At 51.9% G+C, this 22,113-nt stretch carries 19 protein-coding genes and 1 pseudogene; 18 read left to right on the top strand and 2 right to left on the bottom strand.

Translation table 11 applies throughout. The features are described from left to right. Positions 1–11: 11 nt before the first annotated feature. Positions 12–491, bottom strand: coding sequence for a tRNA (uridine(34)/cytosine(34)/5-carboxymethylaminomethyluridine(34)-2'-O)-methyltransferase TrmL (gene trmL / locus QWI17_RS20240; protein ID WP_302724588.1), 480 nt, complete (start codon positions 489–491; stop codon positions 12–14). A gap of 205 nt (positions 492–696) precedes the next feature. Between trmL and QWI17_RS20235 the strand changes: the two genes are divergently transcribed. The 18 genes from QWI17_RS20235 to QWI17_RS20150 all read left to right on the top strand — a co-directional run bounded on the left by QWI17_RS20235 (position 697) and on the right by QWI17_RS20150 (position 21,575). Further along, positions 697–1,617 carry a type IV pilus biogenesis protein PilM gene (locus QWI17_RS20235; RefSeq protein ID WP_302724339.1) on the top strand — a complete coding sequence of 307 codons (921 nt, stop codon included), beginning with the start codon at positions 697–699 and terminating at the stop codon, positions 1,615–1,617. After that, positions 1,617–2,222: a hypothetical protein gene (locus tag QWI17_RS20230; protein WP_302724338.1), complete on the top strand. Its 606-nt coding sequence runs from the start codon at positions 1,617–1,619 to the stop codon at positions 2,220–2,222. Before QWI17_RS20235 ends, QWI17_RS20230 begins: the two co-directional genes overlap by 1 nt. Further along, entirely contained in the window at positions 2,219–2,872 is a 654-nt protein-coding gene (locus QWI17_RS20225) for a hypothetical protein (protein ID WP_302724337.1), read from the top strand. Before QWI17_RS20230 ends, QWI17_RS20225 begins: the two co-directional genes overlap by 4 nt. Beyond that, the gene (locus QWI17_RS20220) at positions 2,865–3,191 is read left to right on the top strand and encodes a hypothetical protein (protein ID WP_302724336.1); all 327 of its coding nucleotides are present in this window, start codon (positions 2,865–2,867) and stop codon (positions 3,189–3,191) included. The genes QWI17_RS20225 and QWI17_RS20220 overlap by 8 nt, the downstream gene beginning before the upstream one ends. A gap of 25 nt (positions 3,192–3,216) precedes the next feature. Then, complete coding sequence (gene mshL, locus QWI17_RS20215) at positions 3,217–4,965, top strand: pilus (MSHA type) biogenesis protein MshL (protein ID WP_302724335.1); 1,749 nt, start codon at positions 3,217–3,219, stop codon at positions 4,963–4,965. Positions 4,966–4,967: 2 nt separating this feature from the next. Beyond that, entirely contained in the window at positions 4,968–5,882 is a 915-nt protein-coding gene (locus QWI17_RS20210; protein WP_302724334.1) for an ExeA family protein, read from the top strand. Continuing rightward, a complete protein-coding gene (locus QWI17_RS20205) occupies positions 5,879–7,123 on the top strand; it encodes a tetratricopeptide repeat protein (RefSeq protein WP_302724333.1) in 1,245 nt (414 codons plus the stop codon). Before QWI17_RS20210 ends, QWI17_RS20205 begins: the two co-directional genes overlap by 4 nt. 2 nt (positions 7,124–7,125) lie before the next feature. Further along, a complete protein-coding gene (locus QWI17_RS20200; protein WP_302724332.1) occupies positions 7,126–8,859 on the top strand; it encodes a GspE/PulE family protein in 1,734 nt (577 codons plus the stop codon). An 8-nt stretch (positions 8,860–8,867) separates the two neighbouring features. Further along, entirely contained in the window at positions 8,868–10,088 is a 1,221-nt protein-coding gene (locus tag QWI17_RS20195) for a type II secretion system F family protein (protein WP_302724331.1), read from the top strand. 3 nt (positions 10,089–10,091) lie between these two features. After that, complete coding sequence (locus tag QWI17_RS20190) at positions 10,092–10,682, top strand: hypothetical protein (RefSeq protein WP_302724330.1); 591 nt, start codon at positions 10,092–10,094, stop codon at positions 10,680–10,682. A 164-nt stretch (positions 10,683–10,846) separates the two neighbouring features. After that, positions 10,847–11,236: a type II secretion system protein gene (locus tag QWI17_RS20185; protein ID WP_302724329.1), complete on the top strand. Its 390-nt coding sequence runs from the start codon at positions 10,847–10,849 to the stop codon at positions 11,234–11,236. Positions 11,237–11,271: 35 nt separating this feature from the next. Further along, positions 11,272–11,676: a pilus assembly FimT family protein gene (locus tag QWI17_RS20180; RefSeq protein WP_302724328.1), complete on the top strand. Its 405-nt coding sequence runs from the start codon at positions 11,272–11,274 to the stop codon at positions 11,674–11,676. Then, the gene (locus tag QWI17_RS20175) at positions 11,666–12,133 is read left to right on the top strand and encodes a type IV pilus modification PilV family protein (RefSeq protein WP_302724327.1); all 468 of its coding nucleotides are present in this window, start codon (positions 11,666–11,668) and stop codon (positions 12,131–12,133) included. Before QWI17_RS20180 ends, QWI17_RS20175 begins: the two co-directional genes overlap by 11 nt. Beyond that, positions 12,133–12,885 (top strand): prepilin-type N-terminal cleavage/methylation domain-containing protein, encoded by a 753-nt coding sequence (locus QWI17_RS20170; protein ID WP_302724326.1) that lies wholly within the window; start codon positions 12,133–12,135, stop codon positions 12,883–12,885. The genes QWI17_RS20175 and QWI17_RS20170 overlap by 1 nt, the downstream gene beginning before the upstream one ends. Beyond that, positions 12,875–13,360, top strand: a complete 486-nt coding sequence (locus QWI17_RS20165; RefSeq protein WP_302724325.1) for a pilus assembly PilX N-terminal domain-containing protein — start codon at positions 12,875–12,877, stop codon at positions 13,358–13,360. Before QWI17_RS20170 ends, QWI17_RS20165 begins: the two co-directional genes overlap by 11 nt. Beyond that, complete coding sequence (locus QWI17_RS20160) at positions 13,350–17,411, top strand: PA14 domain-containing protein (RefSeq protein ID WP_302724324.1); 4,062 nt, start codon at positions 13,350–13,352, stop codon at positions 17,409–17,411. Before QWI17_RS20165 ends, QWI17_RS20160 begins: the two co-directional genes overlap by 11 nt. A gap of 229 nt (positions 17,412–17,640) precedes the next feature. Next, the gene (locus tag QWI17_RS20155; protein WP_302724587.1) at positions 17,641–18,897 is read left to right on the top strand and encodes an NAD(P)/FAD-dependent oxidoreductase; all 1,257 of its coding nucleotides are present in this window, start codon (positions 17,641–17,643) and stop codon (positions 18,895–18,897) included. Continuing rightward, entirely contained in the window at positions 18,894–21,575 is a 2,682-nt protein-coding gene (locus QWI17_RS20150) for a nitrate reductase (RefSeq protein ID WP_302724323.1), read from the top strand. Before QWI17_RS20155 ends, QWI17_RS20150 begins: the two co-directional genes overlap by 4 nt. 350 nt (positions 21,576–21,925) lie before the next feature. On the opposite strand, the pseudogene QWI17_RS20145 reads toward QWI17_RS20150, so the two are convergent. After that, positions 21,926–22,113 (bottom strand): annotated as a pseudogene (locus QWI17_RS20145) (hypothetical protein); the annotation flags it as partial.

The raw sequence follows: 22,113 nt of genomic DNA, 5'->3' as shown, positions 1-22,113 counted from the left end.
AGCTTCCGGCGTTAAGGTTGGCTGGGATCCACCGACCCCGCGTAATCCAGTTGGCGCCATGCCTCGTAAACAATGACGGAAACGGCGTTGGACAAATTCATGCTGCGACTGCCGGGCAGCATCGGGATTCGCAGTACTTGCTCTGCCGGTAGCGATTCACGCACCTCTACCGGTAGACCGCGGGTCTCAGGGCCAAATAATAGGTAGTCACCGGCTTTAAAAGCGGTATCACTGGGGCGTGGTCGACCTTTCGTGCTCAGGGCAAAGATACGGTCGGGCTTGGCCTGGGCAAGAAAACTCGGCCAGTCGGTGTAGGTTTTCAGGTCCCGCCATTCGCCATAATCGAGGCCGGCGCGGCGCAGGCGCTTGTCGTCGAGCTCGAAGCCAAGTGGTTCAATCAGGTGCACCTGACAGCCCGTGTTAGCGGCTAAGCGTATGATATTGCCGGTATTGGGCGGTATCTCGGGTTCAAACAGTACGATATGAAACATTTGCGTTAGTTTGGCCTTATGGTCTAATTTCACATAGGGTTTTGAGGTTTATCGGCTTCAATTCATGCTAACAGGCCCCAATTCTTACAATTATAATCTATGGTTATATAGAGGTGCTGCATTTCCACAGAAAAACTAGAGCAATCAATACCTTCTGTGGCATAGTGATGGCGCAAATGTTGTTGATGGAGCGGGAGAGCGCCGTTTGAAATTATTTCGTGCCAAGTCACGCCAGTACGAAATGATCGGGGTTGAGTTTACCGATGAGGGGGTCGCTCTCGCGCACATTGAACGTGTAGCGGGCCAGCCGCCAAGGCTAGTGCACGCCGAATTTATACCATGCGAAGCCGGGGTGGCGGTAGCTCGCCTGCGTGAAAAACTGTCTTCTCTTAATTTAAAAGCTCGGCAAGTCACTGTCCTTATGCCTCGCGAGGGGTACCAGCTATTGCTGGGCGAGGCGCCCAAAGTTCCCGCCGAGCAGCGCAATGAAGCGCTGCGCTGGAAAGTGAAGGACTTGGTCAGTTTTCCGGTTGCCGATGCGGTTATCGACTCTTTTTTACTTAACGAATCCTGCAGTCGCGGCGGTGTCCCCATGGCTTACGTGACAGTAGCGCCGAGAAAGGATGTCGCTCAGGTGGTTGCAGATGTAAAAGATGCTGGCCTGGAGATGGTAGCTATCGACATACCCGAGCTGGCATTGGCGCGTTTGGTCGACAACAGTATGGATACCACTAGGCCGGTGGCACTGGTGCACTTGGTGGCCGGTGGTGGCACTTTGGTGATGGTCAAGTCTGGTGAGTTGTACCTGGCTCGCAATTTCAAGCTCGACTACAACGGCGGATTGCTCGATGATATTCCGACCGAACCCTTGATGTTGGAACTGCAGCGTTCGCTGGATTACTTTGAGCGGCAGCTGCGCCAGGCTCCGGCGTCACAAATATTGTTGTGCGGCGAAAACGTCTCGGCCGATAAAATCAGTGAAGATTTGCAGGCCGGCATGGGCGGGCGAATCGGCCTGCTCGACTTAATCGCTGTAGTGAGTAAGTCGCCAGACATTGAAGAGCATGTGCAATCGCTATGCATGCGTGCGCTCGGTGCCGCCTTGCGTGAGGAGGCCGTCTCCTGATGCAGTCAATTAATTTATACACTTCTGAGTTTCAGCCCGACCGCTCGCCACTGCAGCTAAAACAAATAGGGTTGGTGGGGATAGTGCTTGTCGTTCTGCTGGTCGCTATTAGCGTTTGGTACGAAATGGTTACTGCCAACTTGCGCGATTCGTTCCGGCAGGCGGAACGCGATATTGCACAGCTTGAAGCCGAGCGAGATGCGTTTGCCCGCGCGAGCCAAAGTATTCAGACTGAGGATCTCGATCAAACCATTGTCGAATTGCGTGAGACCATTACCGAGCGCCTGGCTTTAGCCCGCTTGATTGGCGATCAAGACCTGGGTAATGATCAGGGCTTTTCGCAACAAATGACTGCTCTGGCAAATTACAGTTCTGAGCGGTTATCGCTACAGGGTTTCAAAGTGGGCGGTGCGGGACTATCTTTGACGATGCAAGGGCAGGTTATTGAATCGGCCGATGCCGCGAGTTTTCTTGACGACTTGCAGGCGGATGAAGCCTTTGCTGACACGCGCTTTGGTTTGCTATCGATTGTGCCAGAACCTCCTGCTTTTGGTTTTGTGGTTAGCCGTCCGCCTCAGCCTGATGACGAGGAGGGACAGCCGTGAACATTAGCGAGCTCAACGAGAAGTTTAATGCGCTGTCTTTGCGTGAGCGAGTCATCGTTTTGTTCGCCGCCTTGTTGCTAGTATATGGCGTTTGGTATTTTGTCTGGTTTTACGCTGCTGAGAATAGACGCGATGCTCTGGCCATTGATGCTGCCAGTCTGGAGACTCGGGCCGCAAGCTTGCAGACAGAAATACAAACCTTTCAGGCTTTGGCAACCAACCAGGTGTACCAAAATAAGCGCGATGAAATAGCGCGAGCCGAGGCCAGGTTAGCCGAGCTCGATACAGAGTTGGCTCAGCTCAGTCAGGGCTTGGTAGAGCCTGGCCAATTGGCTAAGGTAATCCGTGATTTGTTGCGTGAGGCCAGTCGCGTTGAACTGATGGAATTAACCACTGAGCCTGCCAGACTTATTCCCATTAGCTCGTCAAATGAGCAGGACGAGGTGACCTCAGGTGTTTATCGTCACACTTTGCAGATTACGTTGACGGGGGGGTATTTCGAAATACTCGATTTAGTGGCGCGTTTGGAAAATCTCGAGTGGGCATTTTATTGGGAATCGCTCGACTATGAAGTAGAGGCTTATCCTAAGGCGACTGTGACCATAAGACTGTTTACTTTAAGTGCACAAGAGGGGCGAATGGGTGTTTAGACTACTGACCCACATGTCATTTGCGTTACTTGTTGTCGCCAGCGCGCACGCCAATGAACGGGCCCTGCGCGACCCTACTCAGCCGCTGTCAGTTGCCAATGCTAGTGCACCTGTGGGTCCGGTACTGCACTCGGTGTTGCTGTCGGATACCCGCAAGGTGGCTATTATAAATGGTGAGACCCTGCACGAAGGCGACAAACTCACTGCGATGCCCCAGTGGCAAGTTAATAAAATAGAGCCAGGTAAGGTCATTTTGAGTGGCCCCGAGGGTTCGCAAACATTAAAACTCATCGATACTCAAGGCGTGCGCAAACGTTGATGGGTTTAAAGGGGAAGACGTGCGAATGATGCTAAGTGAAAACGGCAAAGGTTGGTGGGCGATGGCAATCGCCGCGGCGCTTGTGCTTGGAGGTTGTGCACAGCCGCAGGACAAGACGTTGCAGGCAGAAATCGAAATGGCAGCAGTGGCTGAGGCCGCGTCAAAGCCGCAACCCGTGCAGGTGCCTGACGAAGTGCACGATGCCTTATTGGCAAGCCCGGATTCCGCTGGTGCTGAGCAGGCCACTCGCACCGAGCGCTTTGATGTCTCGGTTAATAATGTGCCAGCGCAAGCGTTTTTTCTGTCGCTGGTTGAAGGCGGTAATACCAATGTCGTGGTACACCCCGAAGTCAGTGGCAGCATCTCTCTTAATTTAAACGATGTCAGCGTCGATGAAGTACTCGAAGTTGCGCGCGATATTTACGGTTATGATTTTAAAAAGCGTGCCGGTATTTATACGGTGTACCCCAATCACCTGCGCACTGAGGTGTTCCATCTGGACTATCTCGATGTACAGCGGGTGGGGGTGTCGGACACCAGTGTTTTAATCGGCCGCGGAGAGTCAAATTCTGGCGGTGTTGGTGGTTCAGCCGGTAATCAATCGGTAAGCAGCGGCGACACGCAAAATTTGCTGGCTATGCTTGAGGGCGAGTCTGGCGCAAACGCGAAAGCGTTAACGCCGGGATCGCGTATTCAAACTTTAAACCGCACCGATTTTTGGGCATCGGTGCGAGCATCGGTGGCGGCTATTATCGGCGGCGAAAGTGAAGACCGTATGGTTATGGTCTCGCCGCAGGCAGGAATGCTGGTCGTCAAAGCCATGCCGCACGAACTCAATGCTGTGCGCGACTACCTGGAACGCTCTGAGTTATCCGTGGCGCGGCAGGTTATCCTTGAAGCGAAAATTCTCGAAGTGCAGCTGAATGAAAACTACGACACAGGTATTGATTGGGGCGAAATAAGTGGCGCATTGGCCTACGGTTACAACCGTCAGCGCGACTCAATTTATTCGGATCAGGTCAGTATAACCCGCAACGACAACGGCTCCGCGTCAGGTATTCAAGAATTGGTCGATGGTGTGGTAACCAACTCGTCCGGCCTGTTCACTTCTGTTCTGCAGGTGCCTGACATCAGCGAGCTGGTGTCTTTACTGCAAACTCAAGGTAATGTTCAGGTCCTGTCGAGCCCGCGCATTTCCACGGTCAATAATCAAAAAGCGGTCATTCGGGTCGGTTCCGATGAATATTTCATCACCGGTATTTCCAGTAACACCACTGCCAATGCCTCTTCGGTGACCAGTACGCCCAATATTGAGCTGTCGCCTTTTTTCAGTGGTATCTCGCTCGACGTAACCCCGCAAATATCTGATGAAGACAACGTGATATTGCATATTCACCCGGTGGTTAGTGATGTGACCGACCAGTTGAAGAATTTTACCATCGGCAGTGAAGATTTCACCTTGCCTTTGGCGTTGCGTGGCGTTCGCGAATCCGACAGCATTGTGCGGGCACGTTCGGGGCAAGTGATTGTGCTCGGTGGTTTAATGCAGGAAATTAGCAATAACGCCGACGGCAAAAACCCAGGCTTAGGCGATGTACCTTTTTTGGGTTCGCTGTTTCGCACCACCAAACGCAGCAGCCGTAAAACAGAACTGGTTATTTTGCTGCGCCCCATTGTTGCCGATGATGCCGCCTGGGAAAATCAGGTGGATTCGGCGCTAAAACGTATCAATAACACTGGCGATGAGTATCGGCAAATGCTCGAGGAGCGTTAAGCTTGTACGGACAGCATTTTGGTCTTGGTGAACAGCCTTTTTCCCTGACACCAGACACCCAATTTTTTTACGATAACCAGAGCCACCGCGAAGCTCTGGGCACTATTATGCTCGCCCTGCGTCACAGTGAAGGCTTTGTGAAAGTGGTGGGTGAAGTGGGTACCGGCAAAACCTTGCTGGGGCGTAAATTGCTGGATCAACTCGATCGCAAATGTCTGACCGCCTATATTCCAAATCCCTATCTAACGCCCGATGAACTCAAGTGGTTTCTCGCCGAGGAAATTGGTGTCGCCACTGAGAATAAGCCCGCCCATAAATTGCTCAATGATATTAACCAGAAGCTGGTTGAGCTGGCTGGTGAAAAACGTCAGGTCGTCTTGGTGGTGGATGAAGCGCAAGCCATGCCGCGTGAAACCCTCGAAGCTTTGCGGCTGTTGACCAACCTGGAAACTCGCAAACGCAAATTGCTGCAGGTGGTGTTAATGGGACAGCCCGAGCTTGACGATATGCTTGAGCGCTCAGATTTGAGACAATTAAAACAGCGCATTGTATTCAGTGAGTATTTGCACGGCATAGCGCCAAATAATATTCAAGCCTATGTGGACTCGCGCCTGCGCGCGGCCGGTTATACAGGTGCACCACTGTTTACCCGAGGCGCAATACGACTGTTGCGTAAAGCATCCGGCGGTACGCCGCGTTTGATTAACGTACTTTGCCACAAAGCGATGATGGCAGCTTACGGTGAAGGTGATCGTCAAATACAGCGCCAGCATATGGCCCGCGCTGTACTCGATACTTCCGAGTCACGACCGGCGGGCAAGCGCGCTGCACAAGGCTACTGGTGGTGGTTAGCGCTGGGCGTTGCCGCCGCGCTCATCGGGGTTAGTGGTTACGCTATTTTAGGTGGCAGCCTGTGAGTTTGGTTAACGATATGTTGCGTGATCTTGATGGGCGCAATGCCGTTACTGAGCACCAAACGACGCCGTTACCCTCCGGGCTAAGAACCCGTCCTACCCCTCCTTGGCGGGTCCCAATGATCGGATTTATGGCGGTGTTACCGCTGGGCTTATTGGCATTGTTTGTTTATAAAAATATGCTGTCGGCTGAGCAGCCGGAGCAGGACGCGAACGCAATACAAGCCTCGGTGCACGAAAGTGCAGTCGTGCAAGCTGCAGTACAGCAAGAACCGACTAATTCTCATGGCAGTGAACACTCTGCGCTGCAGGAAACTACTCCTGCGGTTGCTGCGCCCAAAGCGGCGACGCCAGAGGTCGTTACCGAAGATACCCGGCAAGTTGCAATTGCCGCTGCAGGCGCAGCAGCAGAGGGCGGAACTTCTGCGGATACGGCGTCGCGGCCCGAATTGAGCGTTGTTGGCGATAGCGCTGTGATCGATCAGCCAGCGTCCGTTGAAGCCTCCGTAACGGCCCAACCCCCTGAGCTAGCAAACACGAAGAATAGTCCAGAAGCCTCAACGCTCGCGTTACAGTCAGAGCGCGGTGAGCCGACAAGCACTGCAGCGGAACTCAACAACGATGTGCCTTTGAGCGAGTCACAGCTTGCGGTGACACCGACACTGGAATCGCTCGATCAACGCGCGGCTCAATCTGCGCGAGCGGCTTTACAAGATGGTGACAGGTCGCTGGCGCGACGACTCTTGTTGGAGTTTTTAACAGAGCAGGCGGCTCGGGATCAATGGCCGCCGCAAAGCCGTCGGTTACTGGCCCAAATATACATAGAGGCAGATGAGCTTGCCCGCGTAGAAAGTTTGATGCCGGCGGCTTTGCCTGCTCAGCAGGCGGCTTACCTGGGCGCGCAGCTGGCGCAGGAGCGGGGCGAATACGATACGGCTTTACAGATCCTGGAAGTTAACTATTCCAGTGCGCTAGAGCAAGATGAGACCTACCGGGCGTTAATGGCGGGGCTGTATCAGCGGCTGTCGCGCTCGGCCGAAGCGGAGGCGCACTACCGCCGGTTGCTGGAAGCTTTTGGCAGCAGAACTCGCTACTGGTTGGGATTGGCCGTAGCATTAGATCGTCAAGGTGAATTTGGTTCCGCAGCAACGGCGTACCGCCAGGCTTTACAATCGCGAGATATAACCGCAGCGTTGCAGCAGTTTATTGAAACGCGCTTGCAACAGTTAAACGGGATGTACTAACTATGGCTTTTACATCAAAAAAAATTCGCCTCGGTGACTTGCTGGTCAGTAAGGCCATGATTACCGACGCGCAATTACAACACGCACTGCAAGAACAGAAACTAAGCGGTCGTAAGCTCGGGCAAACCTTGGTTGAACTGGGGTTTGTCGATGAAATGGCACTGCTCAATTTGGTTTCGGATCAACTTGAAATCCCGTTTGTTGATCTTACCCAATTCCGTTTTAGTGCAGAGCTGGTGCACTTGCTGCCGGAAACGACCGCGCGACGCTATCGGGTGATGGTGTTAAGTGAGGACGCCGATGGCTACTTGCTTGGCATGTCAGACCCTACCGACATTTTCTGCCTAGACGATATTCAGGCTCAGCTGCAAAAACCACTCAAACCCGCGGTAGTGCGCGAGTCCGATCTTTTGGATATTCTCGATATCGCCTATACCCGCGCCAGTGAAATTACATCGCTGGCCGGTGAACTCGACGAAGAACTGCAAGAGCAAGCTGTGGATTTGGCTGAAGTGGCCGATGATGCCGGCGACACCGAAGCACCAGTCGTAAAGTTATTGCAAAAAATATTTGAAGAGGCGATCAATGCCCGCGCCTCGGACATTCATATCGAACCCGATGAAACCGTACTGCGCATACGCAATCGCATTGACGGCGTATTGCTAGAACACGTGATGAATGAAAAGCGTATTGCGTCAGCGTTGGTGGTGCGCTTAAAGTTAATGTCTGGCCTCGATATTTCGGAAAAACGCATTCCACAGGACGGGCGTTTTAATCTCAAAGTGTCAGGTCACAACATTGATGTTCGTTTGTCGACCATGCCGGTGCAATTTGGCGAATCTGTCGTGATGCGGATTTTGGACCATACCGATGGCGTATTGCCGCTGGCGCAAGTCGGTATGCCCCAAGCCATGGTGGACAGATTCCGCCGGGTAATTCAACGTCCACATGGTTTGGTGTTGGTTACCGGGCCAACTGGCTCCGGTAAAACCACCACCTTGTACGGTGCGCTGTCTGAGTTGAATCAGCCAGAAAACAAAATCATTACGGTGGAGGATCCGGTGGAGTACCGCCTGCCACGGATTAGTCAGGTGCAATTGCACGAGCGTATTGGGTTAACGTTTGCCAGTGTGCTTCGCGCCTCATTGCGGCAAGACCCTGATATTTTGCTAGTAGGCGAGATTCGCGATGCCGAGTCGGCAGAAATTGCGTTGCGCGCGGCCATGACAGGTCATATGGTGCTGTCGACATTGCACACCAACGATGCCATAACCTCAGCCATGCGACTCATTGATATTGGCGCCGACGGCTACTTGGTGGCAACTGCGCTTAAGGCAATTGTCGCACAGCGTTTGGTAAGAAAAATTTGCGCCAGTTGTGTGCAAGAGCATACCCCCGATGCGAACGAGCGCCAGTTGATTAAGGTAATGAGCGAGGGGCGCGACTGTTCATCGGCTACCTTTAAACACGGTTCAGGTTGCCCACACTGTCACAACACCGGCTACCGCGGTCGCATCGGTGTGTTCGAAATGTTGGAGATCAACGAGGCCATGGCAGAAGCTTTACGCAACCACGACATTGGCCGTTTCACCAAGGCCGCGGCAAATACACAACAGTTTCGCCCACTAAGTTTTTGCGCGTTCGATTACGCCTTAGAAGGCGTGACGTCACTTGATGAGGTGATGCGAGTGAGTGCTCAGGTAGAAGATGAAGTGGCTGTAGGCGCCGAGGTATAGCATTAACTATGGCTATTTTCGAATACACCGGGCGCGATAGCCGCAGCAATGAGGTTAAGGGACAACTGGAGGCCTCAAGTGCGGATTCTGCGGCAGGCACTCTGGCGGGGCGGGGCATTACGCCCATTAATATTACCGAGTATAAGGCGCGCAAAAGTGGCGCCTTGAGCCTATCGATACTTTCTCAAGAGCAAAAAGTTACCTCGCCCGATCTCATTATGTTTTGCCGGCAAATGTACACTATTACTAAGGCGGGCATCCCACTGATTAAGGGTATTCGTTCGCTGGCGGCATCGCTAAAGCACTATACGCTGCAGCGCACGCTCAATGATGTGGCGGACAGACTGGAAACAGGTCTGGAATTGTCTGTCGCCTTGCGTGCGCATCCGACAATATTCAATCACCTGTTTGTTTCACTTGTGTCGGTGGGTGAGAACAGTGGCCGGTTAGATTTAACCTTTGAACAATTGGCCGACTATTTAGAGCGCGATTTACAAACCGCTCGCAGTATAAAACAGGCGGTGCGCTACCCGACGTTTGTGCTGGTGGCTCTTTCGGTTGCATTGGTGGTCATCAATATATGGGTGATTCCCGCTTTTGGTGGAATGTTCAGCCGCTTTGGGGCCGACTTGCCTCTGCCGACCAAAATATTAATTGGCATATCGAATTTTTTTGTCAACTACTGGCCTTTTCTGTTGGTGGCCGTGGTAGCGGCTTTGGTGGGATTATGGCACTACGTGAAAACCGACAAAGGTGCGCGCCATTGGGGTAAACTTAAATTGCGGTTGCCCGTGCTGGGCGACGTTATTGAGCGGGCCACTATGGCGCGTTACGCGCGCTCGTTTAGTTTAATGATTAATGCCGGTATGCCGCTGCACACGTCGCTGGATTTATGTGCCCGGGCGATTGACAATCCTTACCTGGCCGATAAGGTGCGCACAATCCGCAGCGGTATTGAGCGCGGTGAGGGACTTTACCAAACTCATGTGATGAGTGGTATGTTTACACCCTTGGTATTGCAAATGATTAATGTCGGTGAAGAGAGTGGTCAGGTGGACGTTTTACTCGCAGAAGTCGGCGAGTTTTACGAGCGTGAAGTTGACTACGACGTGAAAAAATTATCCGACAAAATTGAACCTATATTAATTGTGGTAATGGCGGGTTTTGTTCTGGTGTTAGCGCTTGGTATCTTTTTGCCTATGTGGGAGATGTACAACATCCAAAAATAGCTTATGAGCGTATTTCGCAGGCAAAGTCGATTGTTGGAGTACGCTCTGGTGGCCCTAGTCCTCAGTATTTTTCTGGCCGTGGCCGCACAGTATTACCTGGGTTTAATTGCTCGCTCGCAACAGGCCGCAGCGCAATTGCAAGCCGACTATTTTAAACGGGCAGTGGCGGCGGCCAGGCTCTACTGGCAAATGCAGGGGCAGCCCGACGGCTGGTTTTATCATCGAGGTGTCGGTTACCACATGAGCCCCGCTGGGCACTTGCTCGATGTGCAGTTACAGCCTGGCAAAAACCCAGACGCAGCCGATAACAAAGAGCGGAATGTTGAAATGGGCGGTGCTACAGTGCGGGCAGTGCCCCGAACCTTTAACGCAAAGCATTGTCAGAGATTGTATGACGCGTTGATAAATGCGCCAAAATCTGACAGTCTGACGAGTAATGGGCCGAAAGTGGAGCAGAAAAGTACCCTGCAAGTGCGAGCCGTGGCGCTTAACGGCAATAAATGCCGCTATTATTTGATGTTTGTCGACGATTTGCGCCATTATTTCGACTATGATGCTAATAGTGGAGATATAAATGCGCCAAAAAAGTTTTAAGCCGCGACTGGGCAATAAGGTTGACAGGGGTGAGAATACGACGAATTTGTGCGTTAAACCTTAGTGTTTAGCGACAGGGCGAAGGTTATAACGGCTTCTTGGTAACATGAAGTTGGTTAGGATTGTTATTTTGCAGTTTTTGTTTTGAATGTTGGGAGAAATATATGAAACAACAAAGTGGTTTTACTCTGATTGAACTGATTGCTGTGATTGTCATTTTGGGTATTTTAGCGGCGACGGCAGTGCCACGTTTTGTGGATTTGTCTACTGCGGCTGAAGAAGCGGCTGTGCAAGGTATTGCTGGTGCGCTGGGTAGTGCCTCAGCGCTCAATCATGCCAATAATATTGCTGATGATGCGGGATTAACGACAACAACTACAGTGACCACCGTTGGCAACTGTACAGATGTTGCCTCTTTGCTAGATGGCGGTTTGGACGCTGACTATACGATTACGGCTGCGGCGATAACCCCAGAGGGGGCAAGTGCCCAGTGCACTGTAACCGGACCGGGGGCGCAGACTGCCACCTTTACCGGTTATGCCGTAACTCAGTAGTACCGCAAGTTTTCGGAACCTGAGAAATATGCTTTATGAAGTGGCGAGAGTCTGGCTTTACGCTTATTGAGCTAATTGCCATTATTGTGATTCTGGGTGTTATTGGAACCACGGCATCCTCTCGTTTTACCGATGGTGAAATTGCCTCGGTGCAAGCAAGCCGCGACGATTTAGTCGCGGCTTTGTTTTTTGCGCAGCAACTCGCCATGGCGCGAGATAATATTCAAGTCACTGTGGCCGCCACATCGGTCAATGTCACCGAAAATGGAACGGCCCTATCGGACAGTGGCTATCCCCTCAATTTTGCCAGTGGTGTGACTGCCTCGGCAGCCGCTTTCAATTACGACAAGCTCGGGCGAACCAACCCCACTGCTATTACCCTGACTTCCGATGGTACGTCAGCAACTGTCAATGTCAGTGGTAGCGGTTATGCGTATTAAGCACAGCGCTGCGCGACCTTTGCAGCTCGGCGTTACCCTAATCGAGTTAGTTGTGTTTATCGTCGTGATATCCATCGCGTTAGTTGCGGTGCTTGCGGTATACCAGCAATCGATTATTAACAGTGTTGACCCGATAAAACGCATACGCATGCTTGAGTTGGCCCAGGCACAGATGGACCGGGTAATTGCCTTGCGTTATGACGAAGCAACGCCCAGCGGCGGCATTCCTGCCTGCAACAGCGTGTCCGGCCCCGTGTGTAATAACACAACGGAGCCAGATCTTGACGATGTCGACGACTACAATGGGTTTAGCGACACACCCGCGGTGGGTTACTCGCGTCAGGTCACCGTCACCAACACAACACTTGATGGCGCACAAGCCAAAGAGATCAATGTTGTCGTCAGCTCAACGGATGGTGAATCTCTCACCCTAACCTCCTACCGGGTGAATTTCTGATGAAGCGCGCCGCTGGATTTACATTGATCGAGCTGGTAACCGTTATCATCATTTTGTCGGTTATTGGCGTGATGGGTTCGCAATTTATCGTTAATGCAGCGGAGTCCTATCAAATTTCGCAGTCGCGGGCTCGCTTGGCGGCTACGGGCCGACAAGCCATTGAGCGCATGAGTCGCCAAATCAGAGGGGCAATGCCCTACAGCCTTCGCGTGGTTAACTCTGGCGCTTGTTTACAGTTTATGCCTTTGGCCGCGGGCGGTTTTTATCTGAATCCGGTACCGGACGACTCAGTAATCGCTACCGTCGCCACCAGCCCATTTACGATTGATTTTGATTCGGCCGATTATATTTCGATTGGCGCGCTCAGTCCGCTCGAAGTTTACGGCGCCGGCCCTGTTTCTCTTGCCGCTGTTACCAGTACCTCTGCGACTCAGGTTAATTTTTCAAGCCACCAGTGGCAGCGCAACTCCCAATCGCAACGGTTTTATCTGGTGGGCAATGCCCAGGCGTTTTGCTTGAATGCCGGCGAGCTGCGTTTTTATGACGATATCGACCCAACCGCGGGCTCGGTTAATTTAGCGGCCTCCTACAGCTTAATGGCCAGAAATGCCGCATCGAGTGCTGCGAGCACGTTTGAAATTAGCGGTAATACGGCTGAAAATAATTTCCGGGTTTCGATTAATTTGGCCTTTATTGAAGGTGCTGAGCAAGTTGATTTCTTTCAGGAGGTATCGCTTCGCAATGTTCCATAGTCTTGGTCGTATTCAGCATCAGAGCGGCTTTCTATTGCCCCTTGCCATATTTTTACTGGTGGCAATGAGCGTTATGGCGTTGGCTTTATCGCGTATGACGGCAAGCAGTAATTTGGCTGTTGCGCAGGAGGTTATTAGTGTGCAGAGTTTTTACGCGGCAGAAAGTGGCGCGCAGCGGGCTATGTCGCAACTGTTTTTCCCAGATGATAGTAGCCGGCAGGCAATTGATGGTCGCTGCGCGGCGATGAATATTACCCTGAATTTTGCGACCACAGGGCTCAATCAGTGCTCTGCAACGGTGGTGTGCAGCTGTCGTTACGATACGGCGGCCAATTGTGATGCCACTTCTGCGGCAAACTACGAAGCGGATGGCCCGGTAGCCAGTAGCTTTTATCAATTGCTAAGTACGGGGCAATGTACCATTGCCAATGTAGCAGCTAATCGCACCATAGAGGTGGAAGCTTATGCTAATTAAGTTTCGGTTAGTCGTTAACGTATCGATATTGGCGGTTTGGTTTTTATGGGCGCCACTGGGGTGGGCTCAAGCGTGTGAAGATATTTTCACCAATGCGGTGCAAAGTCATTCGGGCACAGGCAATGTGACACTGCAATTTCGAAGCGTCGTATCGGGTGGTGGTACGACTATAGATACGGTAAACCTATCAACGGAAAACGAGGTCACCTGCGGTGGCGGCACATGTCAGGCCAGTGGTAGCCCAGCGGCTACAAGTACGCCGACGTTTGTAGTGGGTAATGGTTCCGATGGCAATGTTAATGCTGCTGGCTCGGTTGGCAATAATACCAATGTTTCGGCGGGTGATTATCGAAGTGTTAGCGTAGTACAACGACGTCAACTGAGTTTCACCACGGCAAACGGCCTTTATTTGATGGAAAGCTTGAGTACGAACTATCAGTCGGGGATTCGTTTTAGCGCGGGTAATTACTGGATTGATGGCAATCTTACTATCGGGCAAGAAACCGTAATGGAGCTGCTTGGCAGTGGAACGGTTCGTATTTTTGTGAACGGCAATGTCAGCTTTGGTTTCCAGGCCGAGACGTCAGGTTTTAGCCCAGAGCAATTATTAATTTACGCCACAGGTAATATTACGCTTGCTAACGAAGTCGATTACACCGGGTTTCTTTATGCCGCAGGGAATGTGCAAGCAAATTATCGTGCAGAGATAGACGGCGCCGTGTCAGGGGCTAATGTCACACTGGCCAATGAAGTTGAAGTCGATTATGTACAGTCCGTACTATCCACAGCCGATTTTGCACCTTTTTGCAGTGGTGGACCACCACCTGCAGTACTGGTGGGTTACTGGCAAATGGATGAAGACACATGGTCGGGCACGGCGGGTGAAGTGTTGGACTTATCGGGTAATGGTTTACATGGAACGGCCACGGGTGCGACCACGGATGCTACAGACCCTGCGCTAACAGGTAATCCGGGTACCTGTGGCTATGGAAACTTTAATGGCACTTCCCATTACGTAACCATCGGGCACGACAACGTATTGAATGGTGGCGATGGGCTCAGTTATAGCGCTTGGGTGAATGCCAGTACCTGGAGCGGTACACGTCAGATTATGGCAAAGTCGGTGCATGGTGGTGGAGCCGGTCGAGCACAAATGGGCATATTCTCTGAGGCTAATTCGCTCAAAGCTCGGGTGGAAACCTTGGCGGGGCAATACGAGGTTGTTGCGAGTTTGCCCCCCACTGATTCATGGGTACATATCGCCGCTGTGTTTGAAGGAAACCGTCTTGTTTTGTATGTGAATGGTAGTCAGGTTGCAGTAGATAGTTTCAGTAATACCCAATTAGTACAAACCAATGACCCACTTCTCATCAGTAAACGTGTGGGAACCAGTCAATATTTTTTCTCAGGCGAAATCGATGAGGTGCGTGTACACCAAGGCTCACTTACTCAAGCGCAAGTCAGTGCGTTGGCCAGCGATCGCCACGAATGCTTACAGGCATTGTGCGGTGGCGAGGAAGAAACCACTGTTGGTGGTTTGTTAGGTGAATATTTCAACAGTACAAATTTCGCAGGTGGTGTTGTAGGTACACGTGTCGATGGTCAGGTGGATTTTAATTGGGCTGGCGGTGCTCCTGGCGTTACTGGTGTGAATGCGAACCAGTTTTCAGTTGAATGGAACGGCTTTATTCGTGCAACACAGTCGGGGAGCTATCGTTTTCAGACAGCTTCTGACGATGGAGTGAGATTGTATGTCGATAATAATTTATTGATTGAACGTTGGAATGATCACAGCGTAACAACAGATACCAGTGCCAGTATTAACTTAACCGCTGGTCAAATTTATCCGGTGCGTTTGCAATTTTACGAGAATGGCGGCTTGGCAGAAATTCGTTTACGTTGGGAGACGCCCGGTGGTGGAGGCTTTGTGCCGATACCACAGGGCACAGTGCCAACGCTGGATCAAGGTTTGTATTACTGTCAGTCCCAAGCGGTTGCTTATTATACCATTGCACACGGTGGTACAGGGGTAACGTGTGAGGCTGAACCCATAACCATTACGGCTTTCGATGCAACCGATACCCCGATAGCGCCAGCCGCCGGTACACAACTGGATTTATTTACCGTGCCTGCTACTGGAGTTTGGGTGGGAGGCAGCCCCTACGTTTTCAGTGGGGTGGAATCACAAATTGTGCTTTATTTGCAACAGACAACCGAGAATACGCTCAACATAAATCTCAATGACGGGACAGCCGCTGAAATCGGTAGTGCCGATCCGGATATTACCTTTCAGGACGTGGGTATTCGCTTTTACTCGGACGCCTCAACACTTGAAGCGATACCCGGTCAGGTGGCGGGGGAAGCCGATCCAGACACGGTCCTCAGGGTGGTAGAAAAAGATACTGATACAGGCGCTTGCGTAGCGAGCGTTAGCGACAGTAATTTACAGGTAGGTATCGGCTACGAGTGTGAAAACCCCGGCCTTTGTGTTGCTGGGCAAACTCTAACTTTAAATGGAAATTCGGCCCAGCCTAATAATTCAGGCGCTGTGATTGCTTACAATACGGCAAATTTATACTTTGATTTGAGCGGGTTTGCAGAGATTCCGTTGGAATACTCTGACGTTGGTCAGTTGTATTTGCATGCATCTATAGTGGTGCCAGCATCCGGCAACGATCCATCTGTGACTGCTACAGGCAGCAGTAATTTGTTTACGGTTAAACCTTACACGTTAGTAGTGGATCAAGTACAGCGGCCGGACTTGAGTGCAAACCCTGCTACGACGTCCGCGGGCAGTGGATTTGTCCCTACCGGGTCACCGTTTCGTGTCGTCGTGGAGGCACGCAACGCTCGCGGCAATCCAACCCCTAATTTTGGCAATGAATCGCCTCGCCAGGAATCTGATATAGCACTGGCAAATTTGGTTTATCCCGCACCTGGCGACCCCGGGGCATTGAGTAATACAGGAGCCACAAGTTTTGTCGGTGCCAACAGTGGACAATTTGTACATAGCAGTATTTCCTGGAATCAGGTAGGCAGCGTTACCATGGAGCCTCGGCTGGTGGGTAATGATTATCTGGGGGCAGGCGACTTAGTTACTTATACTGAAAGTGGCACCATTGGCCGATTTTTCCCCAATCAGTTTGTGTTGACCACATCTCAAGCTCAAAACAGCTGCACGGTTTACAGCTACATGGATGAGCCTGCGATTGCGCTCGATTACACTCTTCAGGCTCAGGGACAGGGCATTGGTGTTGTCAGCAATTATGATTCGGCCATCGGTTATGCCGATACGGCTTCAGTCAGTTATGTTGCTGAAGATAACAACGATGGTACCGAACTGAGCGCTCGGGTTACCGCAGACAGCGGCGACTGGATTGGCGGCGTGATGAATGTGTCACTCGCGGATGTTGTCTTCAGTCGCGACGCTTCTATTGAGGCACCAATGACGGACCTGCAGTTGGGGCTTCGACTCACTGACAACCTTGACAGTCGAGTTTTAGATGCTCTTGATATGAACCCAGCGACCAGTGGCGACTGCGTAGGGGCCGGAAACTGCTCGGCTAAAGCCCTGGGGAATACACTGGAGTTGCGGTACGGACGTTTAAATTTGGCCAGCGCTTATGGCCCCGAAAGCCTGAATTTACCCGTGCCATTTACCACCGAGTTCTATAATGGTGTGCGTTGGCAGGTTAATCTTAGTGATAGTTGTACAGAAATAGCCCGCAGCGCCATCAACTACCCCGCAGGTACCATAGACACCGATGCCAACCGGCAAATTACTGTAGGCTCTGGTTCCAGTACGGGCCAATACCCGGGTTTTATCGATGCCGACAGTGTTGACATGCTGATGGGGGAAGTCGATCACTTTTTTAGCGCTCCGGGCGATGGCAACACGGGAGTCTTTGATGTCACCATTGATCTAACCGCGACTCCTTGGTTGCAGTTCAACTGGGACACCGGACCTAATGATGAAGTCACCGGGAGCTATCAGTTTGGCTCGTATCGCGGGCATGACCGGATCTTGTATTGGCGTGAAGTGCTTCAATAGCGCCTCACGCTAAATTTTTCACGGCCGCTTTGATTGGCCTACCTTTTGCTCCTCTCTGTGCAAAACCCGTATTAACGGGAAGATTGGGCTTTATTGCACCTATCTGGCGCATTGTCGCGAAAAAGTGCACAGGTATTGAGATGAGTGAAGCTTTCTTGCTCCTTGTTTTGGTGCGCAATGGTGACCCTCAATCTTCCGCAGAGCACCAAAAGGTGGCGTTTTGGCAGAAGTGAAACAAAAGCTGGTGATTGTCGGCAATGGTATGGCGGCAGGGCGCCTGCTAGATGAAATGATCAAACGCGATATTTCCGCCTTTGATGTTACCGTGATTGGCGACGAGCCAGAGGGCAGCTATAACCGAATTATGCTGTCGCCGGTGTTAGCGGGGCAAACAGCGGTTGATGATATTATCGGCAAGCCGGCCCACTGGTACGGGGCCAATAATATTCACTTTTTGCCCGGCGTCAGGGTGACCCGAATTGAACGCGGCGAAAAAACCGTTCTGACCGATCAACATCAAAACATCCCGTACGACCATCTCATTTTGGCGGTGGGGTCGCGGCCCGCTCGTATACCCGCCGAAAACCAAGAATTAGCGTCCGTTTTTAGCTTTCGCACCCTGGCCGATGTCGACCGTATATTGGCGTCTTCGGCCGCAGCGCTCAGTAATGCACAGGCGACGGATACTGACGCTCTGGTGATCGGAGCCGGTTTGCTTGGGCTAGAGGCGGCCTATGGCTTAGCGGTAAAAGGCCTGCGGGTGACGGTTGTGCACCGCTCCCATTGGTTGTTAAACCGCCAGTTGGACGAGCAGGCGGGGCAGTTACTGCAAAAAGTGTTGGCCAGTCACAATATTGAATTTCGTTTAGGCGATGAAGTGACTCGCTTTGACGGTGACGATACAGTCACCGGTGCCCAATTTAAAAACTCCAATGCCATAACCTGCAAACTGGTGGTTATTGCCACAGGCATTACGCCAAACGCCGAACTGGGCCTTGAGGCAGACTTGGCAGGCAAGCGCGGGGTTGAGGTGGATGCCCTAATGGCCACCTCCGACCCACACATCAGCGCCGTAGGTGAGTGCACCGAGTTCGAAGGGGCAACCTTTGGTCTGGTAGACCCTATTTGGCAGCACTGCGTCACGCTGGCTTCACGTCTGTGCCAAAACCAGAACCGCCCGTATGTGAACACGCCAACACCCACCAAGCTCAAAGTGTCCGGCGTTAACCTATTCTCCGCAGGCGAATTCATGACTCAAGATCATCACCGTGAGCTGGTGTATGCCGATTTGGATGCGGGTATCTATCGCAAAATACTGCTGCAAGACGACGTTATTGTCGGTGTGGTGTTGTTTGGTGATACTCGCGATGGGCAGGATTATTTCACCCTGTTAAGTGAGCGACAAAACGTAGCCGACATTGTCCCACTACTGTTAATGGGGCGCGCCTTTTACGCCAGCGACAACAAAGAAAGTGAGGCCGCATGAGTAACCCAGTAATGGCCGCCGACAATATCATCGCGCGAGAAAAAGTAGCCACCACCTGCTGTTATTGCGGCGTGGGTTGTGGGGTGGATGCCGAAGTAGAACAAGTGGCAAACGAACCCTCTAAGGTGGTTGCCGTGGCGGGGAGCCAGTCGCATCCTGCCAACTTAGGGCGGCTGTGTGTAAAAGGTTCCTCGTTGCACGAAACCCAAAGCTCTCCCGACCGCCTATTGCAACCAATGCTGTATGGCAATCCCGTCGATTGGGATACCGCGCTGGATACCAGCGCCGATAAGTTCCGCCAAATTATTGCCGAGCATGGCCCCGATGCCGTCGCGTTTTATCTGTCGGGCCAGTTGCTTACCGAAGACTACTATGTCGCCAATAAGCTGATGAAAGGCTTTATTGGCACGTCAAATATCGACACCAACTCGCGTCTTTGTATGGCATCGGCCGTGGTTGCCCATAAGCGGGCCTTTGGCTCCGATGCTGTGCCGGCGTGCTACGAAGATTTAGAGCAAACCGACCTACTGTTTATCGTCGGCTCCAACGCGGCCTACGCCCACCCGGTATTGTTCCAGCGCATCGCCAAGGCGCGGGAAGAACGGCCAGAGATGCAAGTGGTGGTTATTGACCCGCGGCGCACGGCTACCTGTGATATTGCCGATATACACCTACCCCTGCGCCCCGGCAGTGACGCGTTCTTTTTTAACGGCTTATTGGCGTATCTCGCCCGCAATAACAAACTCGACCAGTCGTTTATCGATGCACACACCAACGGATTTGATACGGCGCTGGCGCAAGCAAGTGAGCAGTGCCCAGATACTGCCGACGTCGCCAAGGCCTGTGACATTCCCGAGGCGGATGTCGAGTCAGCCTATAAACTGTTCGCCCAGCAAGAGAAGGTGATTACCTTTTTTTCACAGGGGATTAACCAGTCTTCTTCTGGGGTGGACAAAGGCAACGCCATAATCAACTGTCATTTGGCAACCGGTAAGATCGGCAAGCCAGGCTCGGCCCCGTTTTCGATTACCGGCCAGCCTAATGCCATGGGTGGGCGTGAAGTAGGGGGCTTGGCCAACCAATTGGCCGCGCACATGGGGTTTGATAAGCCCGAGGATATTGAACGCGTTAAAACGTTTTGGGATGCCCCCAATATGGCGCAGAGCAATGGCCTGAAGGCCGTAGATATGTTTCGCGCAATCGAAGAGGGAAAAATTAAAGCTGTTTGGATTATGGCAACCAACCCTGCGGTCACCCTGCCCGAAGCCGGGCGCGTAAGGCGCGCACTTGAGCAGTGTGATTGGGTTATGGTGAGTGATTGCATTGGCAATACCGACACGGCCAAACTGGCCCATGCGGTGTTACCGGCCACTACCTGGAGTGAAAAGCACGGCACCGTGACGAACTCCGAGCGCTGTATTTCCCTGCAAAAAGGTTTCTTGCCGGCACCGGGTGAGGCGCGTCACGACTGGCAGATTATTTGTCAGTTCGCTGCCAAGTTAGGGTTTGGCAAAGACTTTGATTACACCCATCAGGCCGATATTTTCCGCGAACACGCCGCACTCTCTGCGCTGGATAACGATCATGCGCGGGCGTTTAATATCTCCGCCATGCAAGATATTACCAACAACGATTACGAAAATCTAAAACCGATTCGCTGGCCGGTAACCGCAACTGCAGGTGAGGGCACAGACCGTTTGTTTAGCGATGGTCGCTTTTATACGCCGGATCAGCGCGCGAACTTTGTCGCCATCGATGCGCGCCTGCCGGTGCACGCCGCGAGCCTTGATCAGGTAGTACTTAATACCGGCCGCGTCCGCGACCAATGGCATACCATGTCGCGCACCGGCACCGCGTCTAAGTTATTGGCTCATGTGGATGAGCCCTATATCGATATTCACCCCAAGGATATTGAGCAGTTTCATTTAATACCCGGCGATCTCGCCGTACTCGCTAACGGCAGCGCAAAATACTTTGGGCGAGTGCAGGCGACAGAAAGCCAGCGCCGCGGTGAAGTGTTTGTCCCCATGCACTGGAACAATAAGTACGCGGTTTCCAGTTGTGCGGATGATCTCGTTAACCCGGAAGTGGACCCACTTAGTGGCCAGCCGGAATTTAAACACACCCCCGTGCGCTTAAAGCCGTTTCGCCAAGCGTGGAATGGCTTTTTACTGAGCACCGAAGACATACAACCGAAAGCGGAATACTGGGCCAAAATCACGCTGGACCAAGGTTACAAGTTTCGCCTGGCCGATGGCACCAAGCCCGACGATTGGTTGGCGTGGGTGAGTGGGCAATTCCCAGACGTAAGCGATTGGGTGCGGGTGCAGGACTCCAACGACCAGTTCTTCCGCGCCGCAGGTTTTATCGACGGCGTGTTAAAAGTTGTGTTTAGCGCAGCCACAGATAAAACTTCCGCCCGCGAAATGCGCTGGCTGGACAGTCAGTTAAACACCAAAATTGATGCCAATACCCGCTTTGCGATTTTGGCCGGTGTACCCGGCGCCGGCGTTGAAGATGTCGGCAATATTATTTGCTCATGTTTTCAGGTGGGTGAGAATACCATTAAGAAAGCTATTGCCGGTGGCTGCACCGACGCTGAAAGTTTGGGTGAGAAGCTTAAGTGCGGGACCAATTGTGGGTCTTGTATTCCTGAGCTTAAAGCGCTTTTTAAATAGGTTGTTGCCTGTGTTTCGCCCGGGCTGCTCTCTCTGCCTCTGTGAGGAATTCACCTTGTCCCAGCGCTTTTCCTTAATTGCACCTCCATCCGCAATTGACCCACAAAATTAGCTCGAATTCGGCTGAAGCTATAATACTAGGACAGCCACAAACTAAAAATAATACTAGGACAGCCACAAACTAAAGGAAATCTTTGATTATCTCCATGCGTTGTTTTCAAAGGGTCGTTAAATTGGGGAAAGGTTAAAGTGCAATGTATGTAAAGAGAATTTCAATCAATTCGGTGATTTCTAGACATAAAAATCCCTACCTTTCGGTATAATCTTTGGTTTTCGGTGCACGTTTAGTTTTAAGCGGGAAATAGTCGTCGGCAGCTTTGAATGCCGCGCATCCATCTTTGGTTTAGAGATTCACAAAGCTCCGTGATTTTGGTTACAGAGCCAATCGCTTGACTGAATTGGCTTTCAATATGGCAGCAGCTTTCCAGCCAGTCGGTTGAGGGAATGTTGAGTCTCTCTAAAATTGAGGGCAGTGAGT

Origin of the sequence: Gilvimarinus gilvus (assembly GCF_030518155.1) — a bacterium.
GTDB lineage: Bacteria > Pseudomonadota > Gammaproteobacteria > Pseudomonadales > Cellvibrionaceae > Gilvimarinus > Gilvimarinus gilvus.
This window is presented reverse-complemented; position numbering and strand designations above follow the sequence as displayed.